This is a genomic window from Streptomyces sp. NPDC002790, assembly GCF_040295505.1.
In the GTDB taxonomy this organism is placed as follows: domain Bacteria; phylum Actinomycetota; class Actinomycetes; order Streptomycetales; family Streptomycetaceae; genus Streptomyces.
In genome coordinates, this window is sequence record NZ_JBEOVM010000031.1 from 35,476 (window position 1) to 54,236 (window position 18,761).

At 70.6% G+C, this 18,761-nt stretch carries 18 protein-coding genes; 13 read left to right on the forward strand and 5 right to left on the reverse strand.

The genetic code is table 11. The features are described 5' to 3' along the window. Positions 1 to 109 precede the first annotated feature (109 nt). Positions 110 to 1,270, forward strand: coding sequence for a GGDEF domain-containing protein (locus ABT004_RS16850; RefSeq protein ID WP_351336978.1), 1,161 nt, complete (start codon positions 110 to 112; stop codon positions 1,268 to 1,270). Between the two features lie 52 nt (positions 1,271 to 1,322). On the opposite strand, the gene ABT004_RS16855 is transcribed toward ABT004_RS16850, so the two are convergent. Next, positions 1,323 to 1,655: a hypothetical protein gene (locus ABT004_RS16855; RefSeq protein WP_451189691.1), complete on the reverse strand. Its 333-nt coding sequence runs from the start codon at positions 1,653 to 1,655 to the stop codon at positions 1,323 to 1,325. A gap of 60 nt (positions 1,656 to 1,715) precedes the next feature. Between ABT004_RS16855 and ABT004_RS16860 the strand changes: the two genes are divergently transcribed. The 7 genes from ABT004_RS16860 (at position 1,716) to ABT004_RS16890 (ending at position 10,358) form a co-directional block, all read left to right on the forward strand. Further along, positions 1,716 to 2,054: a hypothetical protein gene (locus ABT004_RS16860; RefSeq protein ID WP_351336984.1), complete on the forward strand. Its 339-nt coding sequence runs from the start codon at positions 1,716 to 1,718 to the stop codon at positions 2,052 to 2,054. Positions 2,055 to 2,301: 247 nt separating this feature from the next. Continuing rightward, positions 2,302 to 3,543, forward strand: coding sequence for a L,D-transpeptidase (locus tag ABT004_RS16865; RefSeq protein WP_351337062.1), 1,242 nt, complete (start codon positions 2,302 to 2,304; stop codon positions 3,541 to 3,543). Positions 3,544 to 3,720: 177 nt separating this feature from the next. Beyond that, positions 3,721 to 5,223 (forward strand): ABC transporter permease, encoded by a 1,503-nt coding sequence (locus ABT004_RS16870; protein WP_351336987.1) that lies wholly within the window; start codon positions 3,721 to 3,723, stop codon positions 5,221 to 5,223. A gap of 46 nt (positions 5,224 to 5,269) precedes the next feature. Next, positions 5,270 to 5,956, forward strand: coding sequence for an ABC transporter ATP-binding protein (locus ABT004_RS16875; protein WP_351336990.1), 687 nt, complete (start codon positions 5,270 to 5,272; stop codon positions 5,954 to 5,956). A gap of 267 nt (positions 5,957 to 6,223) precedes the next feature. Continuing rightward, the gene (locus ABT004_RS16880; RefSeq protein WP_351336993.1) at positions 6,224 to 8,329 is read left to right on the forward strand and encodes a bifunctional polysaccharide deacetylase/glycosyltransferase family 2 protein; all 2,106 of its coding nucleotides are present in this window, start codon (positions 6,224 to 6,226) and stop codon (positions 8,327 to 8,329) included. Between the two features lie 5 nt (positions 8,330 to 8,334). Next, the gene (locus tag ABT004_RS16885; RefSeq protein ID WP_351336996.1) at positions 8,335 to 9,477 is read left to right on the forward strand and encodes an LCP family protein; all 1,143 of its coding nucleotides are present in this window, start codon (positions 8,335 to 8,337) and stop codon (positions 9,475 to 9,477) included. A gap of 104 nt (positions 9,478 to 9,581) precedes the next feature. Beyond that, the gene (locus ABT004_RS16890; RefSeq protein WP_351336999.1) at positions 9,582 to 10,358 is read left to right on the forward strand and encodes a globin domain-containing protein; all 777 of its coding nucleotides are present in this window, start codon (positions 9,582 to 9,584) and stop codon (positions 10,356 to 10,358) included. A 60-nt stretch (positions 10,359 to 10,418) separates the two neighbouring features. Here the strand turns inward: ABT004_RS16890 and ABT004_RS16895 are convergent, their stop codons facing one another. Beyond that, entirely contained in the window at positions 10,419 to 11,333 is a 915-nt protein-coding gene (locus tag ABT004_RS16895; RefSeq protein ID WP_351337002.1) for an MmyB family transcriptional regulator, read from the reverse strand. 129 nt (positions 11,334 to 11,462) lie between these two features. Between ABT004_RS16895 and ABT004_RS16900 the strand changes: the two genes are divergently transcribed. The 4 genes from ABT004_RS16900 (at position 11,463) to ABT004_RS16915 (ending at position 15,580) form a co-directional block, all read left to right on the forward strand. Then, complete coding sequence (locus ABT004_RS16900; protein WP_351337004.1) at positions 11,463 to 12,506, forward strand: NAD(P)-dependent alcohol dehydrogenase; 1,044 nt, start codon at positions 11,463 to 11,465, stop codon at positions 12,504 to 12,506. Positions 12,507 to 12,771: 265 nt separating this feature from the next. Continuing rightward, positions 12,772 to 13,698 (forward strand): alpha/beta fold hydrolase, encoded by a 927-nt coding sequence (locus ABT004_RS16905; protein ID WP_351337007.1) that lies wholly within the window; start codon positions 12,772 to 12,774, stop codon positions 13,696 to 13,698. Between the two features lie 50 nt (positions 13,699 to 13,748). Then, the gene (locus ABT004_RS16910; RefSeq protein WP_451189682.1) at positions 13,749 to 14,921 is read left to right on the forward strand and encodes a sensor histidine kinase; all 1,173 of its coding nucleotides are present in this window, start codon (positions 13,749 to 13,751) and stop codon (positions 14,919 to 14,921) included. Beyond that, positions 14,918 to 15,580 (forward strand): response regulator, encoded by a 663-nt coding sequence (locus tag ABT004_RS16915; RefSeq protein WP_351337009.1) that lies wholly within the window; start codon positions 14,918 to 14,920, stop codon positions 15,578 to 15,580. Before ABT004_RS16910 ends, ABT004_RS16915 begins: the two co-directional genes overlap by 4 nt. A gap of 5 nt (positions 15,581 to 15,585) precedes the next feature. Here the strand turns inward: ABT004_RS16915 and ABT004_RS16920 are convergent, their stop codons facing one another. After that, a complete protein-coding gene (locus ABT004_RS16920; protein WP_351337012.1) occupies positions 15,586 to 16,683 on the reverse strand; it encodes a hypothetical protein in 1,098 nt (365 codons plus the stop codon). A 122-nt stretch (positions 16,684 to 16,805) separates the two neighbouring features. Between ABT004_RS16920 and ABT004_RS16925 the strand changes: the two genes are divergently transcribed. After that, on the forward strand, positions 16,806 to 17,981 hold the full coding sequence (locus ABT004_RS16925) for a cystathionine gamma-synthase (protein ID WP_351337014.1): 1,176 nt from the start codon (positions 16,806 to 16,808) through the stop codon (positions 17,979 to 17,981). A 1-nt stretch (position 17,982) separates the two neighbouring features. Here ABT004_RS16925 and ABT004_RS16930 read toward each other — a convergent pair whose 3' ends face one another. Both ABT004_RS16930 and ABT004_RS16935 read right to left on the reverse strand, forming a co-directional pair. Next, entirely contained in the window at positions 17,983 to 18,237 is a 255-nt protein-coding gene (locus ABT004_RS16930) for a hypothetical protein (RefSeq protein ID WP_351337017.1), read from the reverse strand. Beyond that, positions 18,234 to 18,713 (reverse strand): sigma factor-like helix-turn-helix DNA-binding protein, encoded by a 480-nt coding sequence (locus tag ABT004_RS16935; protein ID WP_351337020.1) that lies wholly within the window; start codon positions 18,711 to 18,713, stop codon positions 18,234 to 18,236. The genes ABT004_RS16930 and ABT004_RS16935 overlap by 4 nt, the downstream gene beginning before the upstream one ends. Between the last annotated feature and the right edge of the window lie 48 nt (positions 18,714 to 18,761).

An 18,761-nucleotide genomic window follows, 5' to 3' on the forward strand; every position in this document is an offset into this window, starting at 1 on the left:
TCGCGGCACCGGCCCCGCCGATTACTCTACGTGACAATCGCCGGGTTGGGAACCCTCGGTCGGTGCCCACAATTCACCGAAATGCCCGAAAACTCCTTACTCTGGAGCGATGGGTGAGGACGTTCGGCTACGCGCCGTGGTGAAGCTCGCGCAGGGCATGGCCGCTGCACGGAGCCCGCACGACTCCTGGCGCGCGGCCGCGCGCGGCGCCTGCCACGCGCTGTCCGGAAGCTTCGCCGCGCTCTCCATGTGGGAGCGCGAGCGCGGCCGGCTGCGGGTGCTCGTCAACGTAGGGAAGCTGGCCGAGGGCGAGGAGGAGTTCCCCGACGGCGAGGGCTACCCGGTGCACCAGTTCCCCGAGATCACCGAATTCCTGCACGAACGCTGGGCCAAGGGCGGCGAGCCGGACGCCTGGGTCGAGACGGCCGAGGGCCCCGTGGACCGGGCCGGCTACTGCCATCAGCGGGTCGCCGCGCTACGACGCCGGGGCCGCGGCTGCTGCGTCGTCGCGCCGATCGTGCTGCACGGGCGGGCCTGGGGTGAGCTGTATGTGGCGCGGCCGACCGGCGCCGAGGTGTTCGACCGCTCCGACGCCGACTTCGCCACGGTCCTCGCGGCGGTCGTCGCGGCCGGCATCGCGCAGACCGAACGCCTGGAGGAGGCGCGCCGCCTCGCCTTCACCGACGCCCTGACCGGCCTCGCCAACCGGCGCGCGGTCGACATACGCCTCGACGAGGCCGTGGAGCGGCACCGGGCCGACGGCTCCGTGGTCAGCCTCGTCGTCTGCGACCTCAACGGCCTGAAGCGGGTCAACGACACCTACGGGCACGCGGCGGGCGACCGGCTCCTCGAACGGTTCGGCTCGGTGCTCTCGCTGTGCGGGGCGATGCTGCCGGGAGCGCTCTCCGCGCGGCTCGGCGGCGACGAGTTCTCGCTCGTGGCCGTGGGGCCGTCGGCCGACGAAGTGGTCCGGGTCGGCGACGAGATCTGCTCCCGGGCCGCCGACCTCGACCACGGCGACGGCGTCGCCTGCGGCATCGCGTCGACCGGGGACCCCATCGGTGAGGTCGCGAACGCGCGGCGCCTCTTCCGCCTCGCGGACGCCGCCCAGTACAAGGCGAAGGCGCTGCGCGCGGCGAAGCCCGTGGTGGCCGGGCGCGACGGCGGACTCGAGGACCCGGTGGTCCGCCTCGCGGACTCCCCGCCACCGGCCGCGGGCGAGGGTGAACGGCGCCGGATCAGGGGCCTGGAGCCCGGAGCCGGCCGGTAAGTGGCGGGCCGCCCGGCGGAGTTGCTCGGGCGCCCGGTCCGAACGACGGGATCTACGCCTCGTACGCCCTGGTCCTGCGCACCGAGTACGCGACGAAGCCGACGCCCAGGCCGAGGAAGGCCGAGCCGCCGATCACGTACGGCGTCGTGTCCACCTGGCCCGTGTCGGCCAGGCGGAGTTGGCGGTCGGACTGCTCGGTGACCGCGGTGGTGGTGCGCTGTTGGTCGGCATGGGTGATGTGCTCGGGGTTCGCCGTCGCTGTGGGAACGAACCACAGCGCGCCGAGAAGCGCTGCTGCGGCGGCGGCGGTGAACAGTGATCGACGTGCGGCAGGCACGGAAGCGATCCCCCTTGTGGCGCTGGCGAATTGGCCGTGTGGGCTCATGTTAGTGACAGACGTGGGTCACAGGAAAGTCACGAGGCCCATGGGTCGTACGCTCCGCTCATGAGCACTGATGACACGTCACGTTTTGTTCGCCTCAAGGTGGAATTGGTCCTGGAGGTCTCCGACACGGAGGCGCTGACCGGGGCCGCGCTGCAGCGCGTCGCGGAGGACGAGGAGACCGGGCCCGAGGAGCGCGCGCAGGCGGTGAGCGCCGTGGAGGAGGACGAGGCGGAGGCGGTCGCGTATCTCGTGGACCCGTTCGATCTGGTCGCCGATGTTCCGGGGGCCGAACTCGTGCAGGCCTCCTGGTCCAGCGAGCAGGTCGACTACGACCCCGATTCGCCCGATTGGGACCTCGGCGAGGATGATGAGGAGGGGGACGCGGAAGACGGCGTGTAGCGGTCCATGAAACGGGAACCCTGGGCGGCAACCGCCGCCCAGGGTTTTGTCGTCCCTGGTGAGGGGCCCGACGTGGCCTTGCCCACACTGGCGGTTCTGCGGGAACGGGACGAACCGGTCAAGGCGTTCACTGGGTACGAGGGGACTGTTGTGTCCTCTTGGGCCTGCTGTCGACCGGGCTCGGGGCGGTCGACAGCAGGGGAATTCGGCGAAGGCGGGAAATTCGGCGACTATGGAGAAGCGTGTGATAACGGACGGTAAGCGGCGCAAGGGTCTGATGGCCGCGTCCGCTCTGCTCGGCGGTGTGCTCGTGCTGACGGCCTGTGGCGGCGGCGACGAGAGCGGCTCGGGCAAGAAGGAATCGCAGGCGCAGGCCGACGAGGCGGCGGCGAAGAAGACGTCCGAGGCCGACATCAAGATCGCGCCGAAGGACGGCTCCGACAACGCGAGCATCAACAGCGCCGCGAAGGTCGCCGTGAGTAAGGGCTCGCTCACCGACGTCACCATGACGACGGCCGACGGCACGAAGGTCGATGGCCAGATCGCCGCCGACAAGAAGAGCTGGAAGCCCACGGCCCAGTTGGAGCGTGCGACGAAGTACAAGATCGCCGCCGAGGCGAAGGACTCCGACGGCCGCGTGGCTCACGAGAACTCGCAGTTCACGACGGTGTCCCCGGCCAACAGCTTCATCGGGAACTTCACGCCGGAGGACGGCTCGACCGTCGGCGTCGGCATGCCCGTGTCGATCAACTTCGACAAGGCCATCACCAACAAGGCCGATGTCCAGGACCACATCAGCGTCACGTCGAGCAGCGGCCAGGAGGTCGCCGGCCACTGGTTCAGCGGGACCCGGCTCGACTTCCGCCCCGAGGACTACTGGAAGGGCGGCTCCACGGTCACCCTGAAGCTCGACCTGGACGGGGTCGAGGGCGCGAGCGGCGTGACCGGCGTGCAGCAGAAGACGGTCTCGTTCAAGGTCGGGCGCAACCAGGTCTCGACGGTCGACGCGAAGACCAAGATGATGACCGTCACGCGGGACGGGAAGACGATCAAGACGATCCCGATCTCCGCCGGTTCGCCCGAGAACAAGACGTACGAGGGTCAGATGGTGATCTCCGAGAAGTTCAAGGAGACCCGGATGGACGGCTCGACGGTCGGCTTCACCAACAATGACGGCAAGGGCGAGTACGACATCAAGGACGTGCCGCACGCGATGCGCCTGTCGAACTCCGGCACGTTCATCCACGGCAACTACTGGGGCGCCAAGTCGATCTTCGGTGGCGCGAACACCAGCCACGGCTGCGTCGGTCTGCAGGACGCCAAGGGCGCCAATGACGGCAGCACGCCGGGCGCCTGGTTCTACAACAACTCGATGGTCGGCGACGTCGTCGTCGTGAAGAACACCGGCGACAAGACGGTCCAGCCGGACAACGGTCTGAACGGCTGGAACCTGAGCTGGTCGCAGTGGAAGTCCGGTTCCGCCGGGTAACGGGCCGAGTGATACCCGGCGGGGGTCTCATGCCGTTCTCATGACGGCCTCACGCAACCCTTACAACACCGCCATACCGTTTCGCCGCAGCGGGAGCCGGAGCGTCACCTGACGCTCCGGCTCCCGCTGGTTCCTGTCAGCGCCCCTTTGTTGTGGGCCGTCATCGGCGAGGCTTCGATGTTCTTCACCTATCTCCGGCGTGAACTGCGCCGCCGCAGAAGAGCGGCGCTCGTCGTCGCCTCCGGGCTCGCGCTCGGGATCGCGCTCGTCATCGTGGTCGGCTCGGTGTCCGCCGGGATGACCAAGGCGCAGGACAAGGTCCTGCAGTCGCTGTACGGCCTGGGCACGGACATGACCGTCACCAAGGCCGCGAGCGCGCCGAAGTCCGGCGACACCGGCCGCCCGAAGTTCGACTTCGACGCCAAGGACAGCGACTCCGGCGACAAAGAGCAGTCCAGCGACCGCGTGATGGTGCAGGGCATGACGACCCTCGCCGACTCCACCGTCACGAAGGTCGCAGGACAGAAGGGCGTCGCCGACACCGTCGGCGGGCTCAGCCTGCAAGTGATGAAGGTCAGCGGCCAGTTCACGCGCGGCCGGTTCAAGCAGGACGAGAGCGGCGGCGGCACGCAGGGCGGTGGCCCCGGCGGAGGCGGTGAGGGCGGTCAACCGCAGGGCCGCGTCCAGGGCGGCGGCGCCAACTTCGACGTCAACTCCTTCTCCGTGTACGGCACCGACGTCACCCAGCAGAAACTCGGCCCGCTGACCTCCTCGAAGATCACCAAGGGCCGGAGCTTCAAGACCTCCGAGACGAACGCGAAGGTCGCCGTCGTCGACTCCTCGTACGCGAAGGAGAAGAAGCTCGCCGTCGGCGACAAGGTCACGGTCAAGAGCGCCAAGTACCAGGTCATCGGCGTCGCGACCGCCGACAGCGGGGACGCGGCCGCCAATCTCTACGTGCCGCTGAAGCAGGCCCAGACGCTCGCCGACAGCAAGAACAAGGTGACGACGGTCTACGTCAAGGCGAGCGACTCGCAGCAGATCGACGCCGTGAAGACGGCCATCCAGAAGAACATTGACGGCACCACCGTCACCACGTCCGCCGACCTCGCCGACACCGTCTCGGGCTCCCTTTCGACCGCCTCGAACCTGGCGTCGAACGTCGGCAAGTGGCTGTCGATCGCGGTGCTCGTCGCCGCCTTCCTGGTCGCGGGGCTGCTCACGTCCTCCGCGGTGTCCCGGCGGGTACGGGAGTTCGGCACGCTCAAGGCGCTCGGCTGGACGTCGGGCCGGGTGACACGGCAGGTCGTCGGTGAGGCGGTCGTCAACGGGCTGATCGGCGGCGTCCTCGGCATCGCCGTCGGGCTCGCGGGCGCGTACGTCGTGACCGCGATCAGCCCCACCCTGTCCGCACAGCTCGGCGGTTCGGCGGGCGGCGGCGCGGGCGGCAGTGGCGGCATGGGCGGCGGCTTCGGTGGTGGTGGCGGTGGCGGCGGGATGCGTCAGGCGGCAGGGGGAGGGGCGAAGACCCTCGACATCGCGCTCAGCGCGCCCGTCTCCGGCACGACCATCGCCCTCGCGGTCGGCCTCGCCGTCGCGGGCGGCCTGATCGCCGGCGCCTTCGGCGGCTGGCGGGCCTCCCGGCTGCGCCCGGCGGACGCGCTGCGCCGCGTCGAGTAGTACCCCCGGTCACGCCCATCACCTTACGTAGTACGGGAGTTGCACCATGTATCAGCTCACCGGCGTCACCAAGCGGTACCGGCGCGGCAAGGAAACCGTCGACGCGCTCGCGGGCGTCGATCTGACCATCGGCGACGGCGACCGGCTCGTCATCCAGGGCCCGACCGGCGGCGGCAAGTCGACCCTGCTCCAGATGCTCGGCGGGCTCGACCGGCCCACCGCGGGCAGTGTCGTGCTCGACGGCGTCGACCTGGCGACGCTGCCGGAGGCCCGGCTCACCAAGGTTCGCGCCGAGTCCATCGGCTTCGTCTTCCAGTCCTTCAACCTCGTCCCTACGCTCAACGCCCTGGAGAACGTCGAGACCGCCCTCGTGCCGCTCGGCCTGAAGGGCGCCGAGCGGCGCGAGCGGTCCGCGCAGGCGCTGGAGTCCGTGGGGCTCGGGGAGCGCCTGCGGCATCTGCCGGCGGAGCTGTCCGGCGGCCAGCAGCAGCGCGTCGCCATCGCGCGGGCCCTGGTGAAGAACCCGAAGGTGCTGCTCGCCGACGAGCCCACGGGCAACCTCGACGAGTCGATGCGCGACGAGATCATGGACGTACTGGAGGAGCGCTGGAAGGAGCACGGGCCGACCTTCGTGATGGTCACCCACGACTCGTCGATCGCGCGGAAGGCACCCCGCCTCGTGACGATCAGCAAGGGACGGGTCACGGTCACGGAGAACGCCTCGGCCGCCTGACGCGGACGCCCCGCAGGTGACCCGGACACCTCACAGGTGGCGTCACAGTGAACACGTATCGAGCAAAGGGTTGTACTCGAAACGGAAGGTGTGCCGTTTGTCACTTGGCACTCCGGTCCCAGATGTTTGCCAATGCCCCAATTCTCAACCGGTCACATCAATACACTCGCCTCTCATGTGTGAGTGGAACGTGGAGAACGGGCACCGAATGTGGTCGCTTCGTCGAAGCCGGGGCGGGCCGGGCGGCGACGCCGGCGCCGACGCCTGATGGGGGCACGGCACAAACAAGCGAGGGATCCGCGGGCGCACTGGCTGCTGCTCGCGCTCACGCTGCCGGTGCTGTTCGGCGCCCTCCTCTTCCAGGGCTGGACCCAGAACGAGGTGGACGGCGCCAAGGAGAAGCCTGCCTGTACGCAGCCCGTGCCCGCGTCGGCCTCCGGCGCGGGCCCGGTGCTGTCCATCGACGGCGGCCGGGTGCACAGCGCCTCGATGCGGCCCGGCACCGTCGCACTCACCTACGACGGCGGCCCCTACCCGAAGGCGACGCCGAAGCTGCTCGCGCTGCTCAAGAAGCACCACGCGCACGCCACGTTCTTCCTCAACGGCGCGAAGGCCGCGCAGCACCCGAAGCTGGTCGAGCGGATCAGGGCCGAAGGGCACGACATCGGCTCCAACACCTACACGGGCGCCGACATGGGCAGCTCGTCCACGGTGCGCAAAAAGCTCGAACTGGGGCTCACCCAGAGCGCGTTCGCAGGCAGCGGCGGCTTCCACACCACGCTCCTGCGGATGCCGATGACCACCACCGTCGCCACGATGTGCGGCGGCGAGTGGCCCGCCGCGCAGGCCGCGTCCGCCGCCGGCTACACCCTCGTCGCCGCCGACCGGTCCGGGCAGCGGGTGCGGGACGGCCTGGTGCGCCAGCTCAGCCAGACCTCGCTCGGCTACCGCGAGACGCAGAAACTGCTCGCGAACCCGCGGGCCCAGAACTTCGCCACCATCACGGAGGGCGCACAGACGAACCGGCCGGCGACGTCCGAGGTGGCCGCGCCCGTGCGCTGGCTCGGGCAGGGCCTGATCTGGTTCCAGACCCTCGGCCGCAGCTTCGTCTCGGCCATCTCGTGGGTGCTCCTCGCCGCCGCGGGGCTCGGCGTGCTGCGCCTGTTCGTCCTCGTACTGTTCGCCCGCGCGCACGTCAGACGACTCGAACGGTTCCGCCCCGGCTCGCCCTGGCTGCGCGAGATCCGCGACCCGGTGACCGTGCTCGTCCCCGCGTACAACGAGGAGGCGGGCATCGGCGCGACGTTGCGCTCGCTGCTCGCGTCCACCCACCAGCCGATGCAGATCATCGTCATCGACGACGGGTCGAGCGACCGCACGGTGCGGATCGCGAGTGAGTACGCGGCCCGTGACGCGCGCGTGCAGGTGCTGTGCCAGCCCAACTCGGGCAAGGCGGCGGCCCTCAACCACGGCCTGAAGTACACCCGTTGCCCGTACGTCGTGATGATCGACTCGGACACCGTCTTCGAGGCCGACGCGATCCAGCGCCTGGTCCAGCCGCTGGCCCACCCGGCCGTCGGCGCGGTCAGCGGCAACACCAAGGTCGGCAACCGCAAGCGCCTGCTCGGCCGTTGGCAGCATCTGGAGTACGTCTTCGGGTTCAACCTGGACCGCCGGATGTTCGAGGTCCTGGAGTGCATGACGACCGTGCCCGGCGCGATCGGCGCCTTCCGGCTCGACGCGCTGATGGGCGTCGGCGGCCTGAGCGAGGACACCCTCGCCGAGGACACCGACCTCACCATGGCGCTGTGGCGGGCCGGCTGGCGGGTCGTGTACGAGGAGACGGCCATCGCCTGGACCGAAGTCCCCACGTCCCTGCGGCAGTTGTGGCGCCAGCGCTACCGCTGGTGCTACGGCACCCTCCAGGCGATGTGGAAGCACCGGGGCGCGGTCCTGGAGGTCGGGCCCGCGGGCCGCTTCGGGCGGCGCGGCCTCTCCTACTTGTTCCTCTTCCAGGTCGTGCTGCCGCTGCTCGCCCCGATGATCGACGTCTTCATGTTCTACAGCGCCGTGTTCGCCGGCGACACGGTCACGTCCGTGGCCGCCTGGCTGGGCTTCCTCGCCCTCCAGATGGTCGTCGCGGCATACGCCCTGAAGCTCGACGGGGAGCGCAGGCGCACGCTCTGGTCGTTGCCCCTCCAGCTGTTCGTGTACCGACAGTTGATGTACCTCGTGGTCATCCAGTCCGTGGTGGCCTTCGTCGGCGGCAGCCGGTTGAAGTGGCAGCGCATGCACCGTTCCGGAACGGCCGCCGCGGCGGCCCAGCACATCGTCAGGCCGGCCGAACAGCCGGACCTGCCGGTCGCGAGGTGACGACCGTGAACCCCAGCGCCCACACCCCGACGCCGTACCCGTACGGCGAGTACGAGGTCGAGCACCACCCGTACGACCCGGTGCCGGCCAACAGGCCCGGCGGGCGGGCCGACGGCAGCTACAAGCGCAGCGAACGCGAGCCCAAGCGCAGGCGGCGGCGCGGCAAGCTCGGGCTCGTGGTGCGCGGCCTGTGCCTGCTCGTACTGCTTGCGGTGCTCGCGGGCGCGGGGACGTACGTGTGGGCGGGCACCCGGCTCGACGGCGAGGTCGACCTGGCCTCGCTCCCGACGCGGGCCGCCCCGGGCAAGGGCACGAACTACCTGATCGTGGGCTCCGACAGCCGCGAGGGCCTCAGCGAGAAGCAGACCAAGAACCTGCACACCGGCTCCGAGCTGGGCTCCGAGGGGCGCCGCACCGACTCGATGATGGTGCTGCACACGGGCGCGCACGGCAGCACGCTGATGAGCCTGCCGCGCGACTCCTGGGTCACCATCCCGCCGTACGTGGACCCGAAGACCGGCATCCACCACAAGCCGGCGAAGAACAAGCTCAACGCGGCGTTCTCGCTCGGCGGCCCCGAACTCCTGGTCCGCGCGATCGAGTTGAACACCGGGCTGCGGATCAACCACTACACGGAGATCGGCTTCGCCGGGTTCGTCGGCATCGTCGACGCGGTCGGCGGCGTGCCGATGTGCGTCGACCGGCACATTGTCGACGACAAGGCGGGCCTCGACCTGGCCAAGGGCTGCCACAACCTGACGGGCCGCGAGGCGCTCGGCTTCGTCCGCCAGCGCCACCAGGAGAAGGAGGGCGACCTCGGCCGCTCCCGCAACCAGCAGAAGTTCCTCTCCGCGCTCGCCAAGAAGGCGGCGTCGCCCGGGGTGCTGATGAACCCGTCCACGATGTACGGCACCGCGGGCGCGGGCCTGGACACACTCATCGTCGACAAGTCCACCAAGATCCCCCAACTGACCAGCCTCTTCAAGTCGATGCAGTCGGTGTCCTCGGGCCAGGGCCAACAACTCGGCGTCCCTGTCGGTACGTTGGGCCTGGCCACCTCCAAGGGCAGCGTCATCCTCTGGGACAAACAGAAGTCACAACTCCTCTTCTCTGAACTGAGAGAGGACCGTCCAGTGACAGCGGACTAGCCGATTAAGCCCCTGCGGCGATTGAGCAGCGGGGTCCGGGGCGGAGCCCCGCAACCGCAACCCCGACGCTGGCCGCGGGAGCACGTCGGTGCTTGGCTGAAGCCATGACGACTCGATCCGGCACCATCGAGTACATCCGCTACCACATCCCCGAGCCCCGCTCCGCCGAATTCCTCGCCGCATACACCCACGCGGCAACGCAACTCTCGGCGTCCCCGTACTGCGTCTCGTACGAACTCACCCGCTGCGAAGAGGACTTCGAGCACTACGTCCTGCGCATCGAGTGGACGTCGACCGAGGACCACCTGAAGGGCTTCCGCACGTCCGAGCTCTTCCCGGAGTACCTCACCGCGATCCGCCCCTACGTCGGGTACATCGACGAGATGCGCCACTACGCGCCGACCACGGTGCGCGGCACGGGCTCCTCGGAACCCACGCTCTACCAATGGGCGGGCGGCGCCGAGGCGTTCGATCGCCTCACCTCGGCCTTCTACGCGAAGGTGGTGAAGGACGACCTCCTCGGCCCGCTCTTCGCCGACCTCCCGGCGGAACACGCGCAACACGTCGCCCTCTGGCTCGGCGAGGTCTTCAGCGGCCCTTCGGCCTACTCCGAACAGCTCGGCGGCCACAGCCACATGGTGGCGATGCACATCGGCAAGGGCATCACCGAGCCGCAGCGCCGCCGCTGGGTCAACCTCATCCAGGACGCCGCCGACGAGGCGGGCCTCCCGACGGACGCCGAGTTCCGCTCCGCGTTCCTCGCGTACATCGAATGGGGCACCCGCCTGGCCACCTACTTCTCAGCCCCGAACACCACCCGCCCCACCGACCAACCGGTACCCCACTGGACGTGGGGCGCGGCGCCGCCGTACCGCTCTTAGCCCCAATTCAAGCCGCGCCGGCGTTTGAGGCGCGGGGTCCGGGGCAGCGCCCCGCGGCGTCTACAACTTCTCCCGCAACGCGGCATCCGCCCCCCAACTCGCCAGCAAGCGGAGTCCTTCCGCCGAAGCCGTCCCCGCCTCCGCGTGGTACACGGACAAGAACTGCCCGTCATCATCCGGCAAGTGCAACGTCTCGTACGCGAGCGTCAGTTCACCCACCAGCGGATGCCGCATCCGCTTCACCCCGTGGCCCTTCTCCTTCACGTCGTGCGTGGCCCACAGTCGCCTGAACTCCTCGCTCTTGACGGAGAGTTCACCGACGAGCGCCGACAGCTCCGGGTCCTCGGGGTTGCGGCCCGCGTACAGCCGCAGAAAGCTGACCATGTCGGTCGCCTTGGAGTCCCAGTCGATGAACAGCTCCCGGTAGTCCGGGTTGAGGAACGTGAGCCGCGCCCAGTTCCGCTCCGCGCGCGGCATCCGCCCCCAGTCGCCGAACAGGGCCGCCGCCATCCGGTTCCAGGCCAGGATGTCCGAGCGCGCCCCGCCGATGTAGGCGGGCACGCCCTCCAGCGAGTCGAGCAGGTGGCGCAGCGCGGGCCGCACCTGCTGCTGCCGCTTCGGCGCCGGCGACGCACGGCGCTGCCGCGTCGGTCTGGCCAGGTGCACGAGGTGCGCGTGCTCGGTGTCGCTGAGGCGCAGGGCGCGCGCGATCGCGTCGAGCACCTCCGCCGACACATTGCGCCCGTTGCCCTGTTCCAGGCGTGTGTAGTAGGCGACCGAGACCCCGGCGAGCTGCGCCAGCTCCTCGCGCCGCAGGCCCGGCACCCGCCGGTGCCGCCCCATCGAGGCGAGACCCACGTCCTCGGGCTTGAGCCGCGCCCGCCGGGTACGCAGGAACTCGCTCAGTTCGGCGCGCCGGTCCAGTTGGTCCGGGCGGTCCGCCGCCGGTTCCCCGGCCGCATCGTTCTCGTCCATGCTGTCCAGTATTCCCGGTCGTACGCCCGGGAGCCTGACCCCGCCAGTAGTAGGACCACTGAACGTACGCAAAGCGGTGACCTGCGCATACTTTGCCGATCCGGGTCCGGCGGGCGCAGGGTTGAACCCATGACCACGACTGTTGCCGCATACGCCGCTCCCAGCGCCAAGGCCCCGCTGGAGCGCACCACCATCGAACGCCGCACCGTCGGCGAGCACGACGTACTGATCGACATCAAGTTCGCCGGAATCTGTCACTCCGACATCCACCAGGTCCGCGAGGGCTGGGGCGAGGCCATCTTCCCGATGGTGCCGGGGCACGAGATCGCCGGTGTCGTGGAGGCCGTCGGCGCGGGCGTCACCAAGTTCAAGGTCGGCGACCGGGTCGGCGTCGGCTGCATGGTCGACTCCTGCGGTGAGTGCGAGCCCTGCAAGACCGGGTTCGAGCAGCACTGCGTCAAGGGCAACGTCCAGACGTACAACGGCGTCGGCAAGGACGGCGAGCCCACCTACGGCGGCTACTCGCAGAAGGTCGTCGTCTCCGACGCCTTCACCGTCCACATCCCCGAGGGCCTCGCGCTCGACGTGGCCGCGCCGCTGCTCTGCGCCGGCATCACCACGTACTCCCCGCTGAAGCACTGGGGCGCGGGCCCCGGCAAGAAGGTCGCGGTCGTCGGCCTCGGTGGCCTCGGCCACATGGGCGTCAAGATCGCGCACGCGCTCGGCGCGGAGGTCACCGTCCTCTCGCAGTCGCTGCGCAAGAAGGACGACGGCCTGAAGCTGGGCGCCGACCACTACTACGCGACGAGCGACCCGAAGACCTTCGAGGAGCTCGCGGGCACCTTCGACGTCATCCTGTCCACGGTCTCCGCGCAGGTGGACTTCGGCGCGTACCTGAGCCTGCTCAAGACGGGCGGCGCGCTCGTCAACGTCGGCGCCCCCGAGGAGCCGATCGCGCTCAACCTGTTCTCCCTCATCGGCGGCAACAAGGTGCTCGCCGGCTCCATGATCGGCGGCATCGCCGAGACCCAGGAGATGCTCGACTTCTGCGCCGAGCACGGCCTCGGCGCCGAGATCGAACTGATCGAGGCGAGCCAGGTCAACGAGGCGTACGAGCGCGTCCTCGGCTCGGACGTGCGCTACCGCTTCGTGATCGACGCGGCGACCATCTGAGCAACCCGCACCACTCTCATGACCTGAGACTGAGAGGTCATGATCGCCCCCCTCGGGCCCCGGCAGGCTCACCTGCCCCGAGGGGGGCTTCGCCATGCCCGCCCACGCGACCGGCTCGCTGCTGTCCCCCACGTGAGCGACAGGCAAGTCCGCTCCCGGGGGTGACGATTCCGGATCACCGATTCCCTAGCGTTCAGGCATGGCCACCGGGCCTCGGAATCGCCGGAGTCACCGGAACTTCGCCCCATTCTTCTTGGAGCTCCTCATGAAGCGCACCCTCAAGGCAACCGCCCTGGCCGCACTCTGCTGTGCTGTGGCCGGTACGGGGCTCGTTGGCTGCGAGGACAGCTCACCGTCCGAGAAGGCCGCCGAGAAGTCCATCGACGACGCCGTCGACGGAGCCGTCGACGAGGCCCTCGGCAAGACGTTCTCCGGAACCAAGAAGATCAAGGTGACAGGCCGGTCGGTGAACGTGTCCTGCTCCGGCAGGGCGGCGGACGAGGATCAGCCCGTCGTCATACTGCTGGCCGGTGCGGGTGACGCGATGAGCAAGATGGCCGGCTTCCGCAAGACCCTGAGCAAGCAGGCCAGGGTCTGCGCCTACGACCGGCTCGGCGAGGGCGCGAGCGACAAGCCCAAGGCCGTCCAGCATCAGGCGGACAGCGCGAACGTGCTGACCGCCGTGCTCGATCGGGTGGCCGGTGACGGCCCGGTCGTCCTGGCCGGCCACTCACTGGGCGGACTGATCGCCGCCCGCTACGCCCCCGAGCACCAGGACCGGGTCAAGGGCCTGGTCCTCCTTGACGCCACGATCCCGGCGCTGAACGCGGGCTTCACGAAGGTGATCCCCAAGTCGGCCACCGGCGTGGGCGGCCAGCTGCGGGAGCAGACCCTTGCGGTCAACGGCGGCGCGAACCCGGAGAAGTACGTCATCGAGGACGGGGAGGTCGCCTCCGCAGGCGACCTCCCCGTTGAGATCATCAAGCACGAGAGCCAGTACGCAGAGGTGCCCGACTACGGCCCCGCCCTGGAGGACATGTGGTCCAAGGGGCAGCGGGAATGGCTCGGGCTCTCCTCCCACAGCAGGCTCAGCACCGCCGCCAAGAGCGGCCACTACATCTACGTCGACCGGCCCGACCTTGCCGTCAAGGCCGTGCGGAAGGTCACCGCGCAGGTCACCGACGGCCAGTGACGAGCCCACCGGCGTACCGGCCCGGCCGCGGCCACCACTACGCTCGTCCGGTGATCGGTCTCCGGAGAACCGCCCAGGCCCGGCTGCGTCAACTCCGGCTCCAGTGGCGCCGGTTCGACGTCACGACCTCGTACGTCCTGCTCGGGCCGCTCCTGCTGGCCGCGTCGTTCGTACCGTCGATGCACAGCCACGGCACGCAGGTCGGTGGGGTGCCGGGCCGCTCCTTCGACACACTGGCGGTCGTGGCCGTCGCCCTCCAGTGCCTGCCCCTGACGGTGTGCCGGCGGTGGCCCGCGATCTGTCTGGCCCTGGTGTCACTGGGCTTCGCCGCCGACCAGCTGCGCGGCTACCACTCGCTGGCGGGCACGGGTCTGGCCCTCGCACTGCTGGGCGCGGGATCCCGGCTCGAACGGCACCGGGGCGTCACCGTGCTGGCCCTCTCGGTCGCGTACGTACCGCTGGCCGTCGCCCTGACCCGGCTCGGGTCGGGCGAACCGGTGAGCGAGTTCGTGCTGTTCTACGTGGTGACGGCGATGGTGTGGGGCCTGGGAGCCTGGCTGCGCTCCGCCCGCGAGGCGGAGGACGAGCGCCGTCGGCACGTCGCCGAGGAGACCCGCACCGCCGAACGCACCCGTATCGCCCGCGAGTTGCACGACGTCGTCACCCACCATGTGACGGCGATGGTCGTGCAGGCCGAGGCGGCCCGCTACCTGACCGCCGCGCCCGAGCGCCTCGAACAATCCCTGACCGCCGTCTCGGACACCGGCCGGCAGGCCATCGGCGACCTGCGGCACCTGCTCGACCTGCTCGATCCCGATCACGGCACCGAAGCGCCGCACATCGGGCGGGTCGGCACGCTGGTGGAGCAGACCCGCCGGGCGGGGCAGCCGGTGGAGTTCACCGAGGAGGGCACCCCGGCGGAGTCGACCGGCAGCGCCGACCTGGTGGCGTACCGGGTGGTGCAGGAGGCCCTGACGAACGCCCTCAAGTACGCCCACGGCGTCCGTACCTCGGTCCGGGTCCGCCACGGCGAGAAGGAGATAGCCGTGGAGGTCAGCACCGAGGCGCCGGGGCCGCGGGCGGTCTCCCCGGGCGGCAGCGGGCGGGGCCTGGCCGGTCTGCGCGAGCGGGTCGACGTCCTGGGCGGCGAGTTCAGCGCGGGCACCCGGACGGGCGGCGGCTTCGTCGTACGCGCACGCATCCCTTCGGGGAGCCCGGCGTGAGCGCGCCGATCCGGGTCCTGGTCTGCGACGACCAGGCGCTGATCCGCACCGGACTCGTGACGATCATCGACGCGCAGCCCGACATGGAGGTGGCGGGGGAGTGCGCGGACGGGCGGACCGCCATCGACCTCGTCGAGCGACTGCGCCCCGACATCGTGGTGATGGACATCCGGATGCCGGGGATCGACGGCATCGAAGCCACCCGCCTGCTGGCCGGCGCCGGAGTGCCGCAGCCCGTCAAGGTGCTCGTGGTGACGACGTTCAACCTGGACGAGTACGTCTACGAGGCGCTGCGCGCGGGCGCGAGCGGCTTCCTGCTCAAGGACGCGCCGCCGGACCGGCTGCTGCTCGGCATCCGGACCGTGGCCACCGGCGCGGCACTGCTCGACCCGGAGGTGACGCGCCGGCTGGTGGGCAGGTACGCCACCCGGATCAGGCCCGCCGAGGGCGGCCCGGAGCGGGATCTCCCGCTCACCCCCCGGGAGTTGGAGGTGCTGCGGCTGATCGCGGACGGCCTGTCCAACAGCGAGATCGCGGCGGTGCTCCTGATCAGCCGGGAGACCGTCAAGACCTTCGTGTCCCGCATCCTCACCAAACTCGGCCTCCGTGACCGCGTCCAGGCCGTCGTCTACGCCTACCGCCAGGGCCTGGTCACCTGACGAGTTCAGGCCCGCAGTGTCGCCGGGCTCCCGCCGTTCGCCTCGTAACCGGCCACGGCCAGCGCCCGGTACACCGCGTACGAAGCCGCCGGATCGTGCTCGGCGGTCCACGGGATCGCGCCCACGTGGCCGTCGATGTGCACGAGCTGCTGCATCGCCTCGGCCCAGCGCTCGCTGCGGACCAGGAAGAACAACAGGAGATGCCGGACGTGCGCGAGCATCGGGTCGTCCGGCCGCGCCGCGTGCACCGCGAACAGGGCGCCGTGCAGCGCCTTCGTGACGACCTCGCTCTCGTAGAAGCCGCGCACCAGGTTGACGTCGGGCACGTGCTCGTAGAGGGCGAAGAGCGGCAGCGCCGCCAGCAGCGAACCGCGCGGGGCGCGCGCGGCGGCGGCCTCGGCGAAGGAGAAGGCCTGCTCGCGCGAGCCGTGCCACTTCTCCGTCCAGTACCGAAGGCCCGCCAGATGCGCGCCCATGTGCCCGGGCGCGGTGTCGAGGATCTTCAGCCACAGTTGCTCGAACTCGGCCTGCGAGTAGCCGAGTCCGCGCGCGACGGCGAGGTGCGTGATGTGCGGGACGGGGTCGCCGGGAGCGAGCAGCGCCGCCTGGTCGCACGCGTCGCGCGCCTCCTCGAGGACGATCCGCTGCTCTTCGGGCGTGCCGCCGCCACGCCACGCCTGCTGCACCAGGAACTCGGCGAAGACCTGCGCCCCGCCCGCGTCCTTCGGCGCCTGCGAGCGCCACGCGTGCAGCCACCCGGCGCCGAGCCGCGGCGTCTGCTGGGCCTCGAGGGCGGCCGCTCCGGCGACCGCCTGCACGCGCTCCCAGCGGGTCTCCGTCTCCTTGCCGGTCCCGGCGAGCAGCTGGGAGGCCGCCGTGAAGTCCTGGTTCCGCTGCACGACCGACATCACGTCGAGCAGGTCCTGGTCGGGCCCCGGGAGCCGGACGTCCAGGTCCTCCTGAAGCATGAACCCGTAGTCCGCCGGGTCGGCGGCGTCCGGCGACCCCGGAGCGACCTGCCGAATCCCGCCGCGGCGCCGCAGCAACTGCGACACCACGAGCCCGATCATGACCGCGGCCATCAGCCCCCAGAGAATTCCCATATCAACAACGCTAACGTGCCGGTCCGACACGGGGTTCCCGAGCGCGGCGGCGACAACCGGAGTGGCGGCAAAAGGGCGCCGCGCCCCACCCGCACCCTCCCGAGCGCCTACGCTCGGGCGCCATGAGCGACACGCACAGCCACAGCGGCAGCACCCCCCGCGGCTTCGAGACCACCGCCATCCACGCCGGCAACACGGCCGACCCCGTGACGGGCGCCGTCGTCCCGCCGATCTACCAGGTCTCCACGTACAAGCAGGACGGCGTGGGCGGCCTGCGCGGCGGCTACGAGTACAGCCGCAGCGCCAACCCGACCCGTACCGCCCTGGAGGAGAACCTCGCCGCCCTGGAGGGCGGCCGGCGCGGGCTCGCCTTCGCCTCGGGGCTCGCCGCCGAGGACTGCCTGCTGCGCACGCTGCTCAGCCCCGGCGACCACGTGGTCATCCCGAACGACGCGTACGGCGGCACGTTCCGGCTGTTCGCGAAGGTCGTGACGCGGTGGGGCGTCGAGTTCTCGGTGGCCGACACCAGCGACGTCGAGTCGGTACGCGCCGCGATCACCCCGCTGACCAAGGCCGTGTGGGTGGAGACGCCCTCCAACCCGCTCCTCGGCATCACCGACATCGCCGCCGTCGCCCAGGTCGCCCGCGAGGCCGGGGTCAGGCTGGTCGTCGACAACACCTTCGCCAGCCCCTACCTCCAGCAGCCGCTCGCGCTCGGCGCCGACGTCGTCGTGCACTCGATGACCAAGTACATGGGCGGCCACTCCGACGTCGTCGGCGGCGCGCTCGTCGTCAACGACGACACCCTCGGCGACGAGCTCGCGTTCCACCAGAACGCCATGGGCGCCATCGCGGGCCCCTTCGACGCCTGGCTGGTGCTGCGCGGCATCAAGACGCTGCCCGTCCGCATGGACCGGCACAGCGAGAACGCGACCCGCGTCGCCGACATGCTCTCCCGCCACCCGCGCGTCACGAAGGTGCTCTACCCGGGCCTGCCCGAGCACCCCGGGCACGAGATCGCGGCGAAGCAGATGAAGGCGTTCGGCGGCATGGTGTCGTTCCAGGTCGAGGGCGGCGAGGAGGCGGCCGTCGAGGTCTGCGACCGGGCGAAGCTCTTCACGCTGGGCGAGTCCCTCGGCGGCGTCGAGTCCCTCGTCGAACACCCCGGCCGGATGACGCACGCCTCCGTCGCGGGCTCCGCCCTGGAGGTCCCCGCCGACCTCGTACGCCTCTCCGTGGGCATCGAATCTGTCGACGACCTGCTCGCCGACCTCCAGCAGGCGCTCGACAACAAGTAGGTCACCAACCCGTCAGCTGTGGAGTCGTCTTCGAGGGCGGCTCCACCCACGGCCGCTCGACCGTCGCCCACACGACGAACGCCACGACGGCGACGATCAGCACGAACCACAGGAACCGCGCCGCCGCCCTGCGCCGCTTGCGCGCGCGGCCGCCCTTGCGCATCGCGTCCGCGCACAGCTCCGCGGGCACCACCGGCGCGGGCCCGCCGTCGAGTACGGCCCGCACGGCCGCCTCATTGCGCTCCTGGAGACTCATACCCGGGCCGCTCCCCGCAGTTCGGCGGGCGCGGGGCCGCGCGGCGGGTGCAGGACGAGGGCGACCGCCCGCGCGTGCACGGCGCGGACGCGCTCCGCGGGCAGCCCGAGCAGCGACGCGGTCTGCTCCTCGCCGACCCCTTCGAAGAGCCGCAGCACGAGGACGAGGCGTTCCTGGGGGCCCAGCTGCCCCAACGCGCCGCCACGCGCGCGATGTTGTCGCCACGCGCCGCGCGCGAACCGGGCGGCCAGATCCGTGCGCGCGCAGTCGTAGGGATCCTCACCCCGAAGACGGTCCCAGGAGGCGTACGTTCGGCCGAGGGCGGCCGTGAGCAGCTTCCGCGCGCGCGGGTTGTCGTCCGAGGGCTCGCCCGTCAGGAGTGTCGCGGCACGCAGCAGCCGCCCGGCCGCGCCCGCGACGAACGCCTCGAACTCACGGGCCCGGCGGGCGTCCTGCAACGCCTGCCGTTGACGCACCCTTCATATGAGGCCGACCGCAGCTCCCTGGTCAAGAGGCGGGAGCCG

Excerpts from the sequence above, each read along its gene's own strand:
- ABT004_RS16890 (WP_351336999.1), top strand. The coding sequence starts at position 9,582 with ATGACGACTCGATCCGGCACCATCGAGTACATCCGCTACCACATCCCC.
- ABT004_RS16925 (WP_351337014.1), top strand. The coding sequence starts at position 16,806 with ATGAGCGACACGCACAGCCACAGCGGCAGCACCCCCCGCGGCTTCGAG.
- ABT004_RS16870 (WP_351336987.1), top strand. The coding sequence starts at position 3,721 with ATGTTCTTCACCTATCTCCGGCGTGAACTGCGCCGCCGCAGAAGAGCG.
- ABT004_RS16875 (WP_351336990.1), top strand. The coding sequence starts at position 5,270 with ATGTATCAGCTCACCGGCGTCACCAAGCGGTACCGGCGCGGCAAGGAA.
- ABT004_RS16860 (WP_351336984.1), top strand. The coding sequence starts at position 1,716 with ATGAGCACTGATGACACGTCACGTTTTGTTCGCCTCAAGGTGGAATTG.
- ABT004_RS16855 (WP_451189691.1), bottom strand. The coding sequence starts at position 1,655 with ATGAGCCCACACGGCCAATTCGCCAGCGCCACAAGGGGGATCGCTTCC.
- ABT004_RS16850 (WP_351336978.1), top strand. The coding sequence starts at position 110 with ATGGGTGAGGACGTTCGGCTACGCGCCGTGGTGAAGCTCGCGCAGGGC.
- ABT004_RS16900 (WP_351337004.1), top strand. The coding sequence starts at position 11,463 with ATGACCACGACTGTTGCCGCATACGCCGCTCCCAGCGCCAAGGCCCCG.
- ABT004_RS16930 (WP_351337017.1), bottom strand. The coding sequence starts at position 18,237 with ATGAGTCTCCAGGAGCGCAATGAGGCGGCCGTGCGGGCCGTACTCGAC.
- ABT004_RS16905 (WP_351337007.1), top strand. The coding sequence starts at position 12,772 with ATGAAGCGCACCCTCAAGGCAACCGCCCTGGCCGCACTCTGCTGTGCT.
- ABT004_RS16880 (WP_351336993.1), top strand. The coding sequence starts at position 6,224 with ATGGGGGCACGGCACAAACAAGCGAGGGATCCGCGGGCGCACTGGCTG.
- ABT004_RS16920 (WP_351337012.1), bottom strand. The coding sequence starts at position 16,683 with ATGGGAATTCTCTGGGGGCTGATGGCCGCGGTCATGATCGGGCTCGTG.
- ABT004_RS16895 (WP_351337002.1), bottom strand. The coding sequence starts at position 11,333 with ATGGACGAGAACGATGCGGCCGGGGAACCGGCGGCGGACCGCCCGGAC.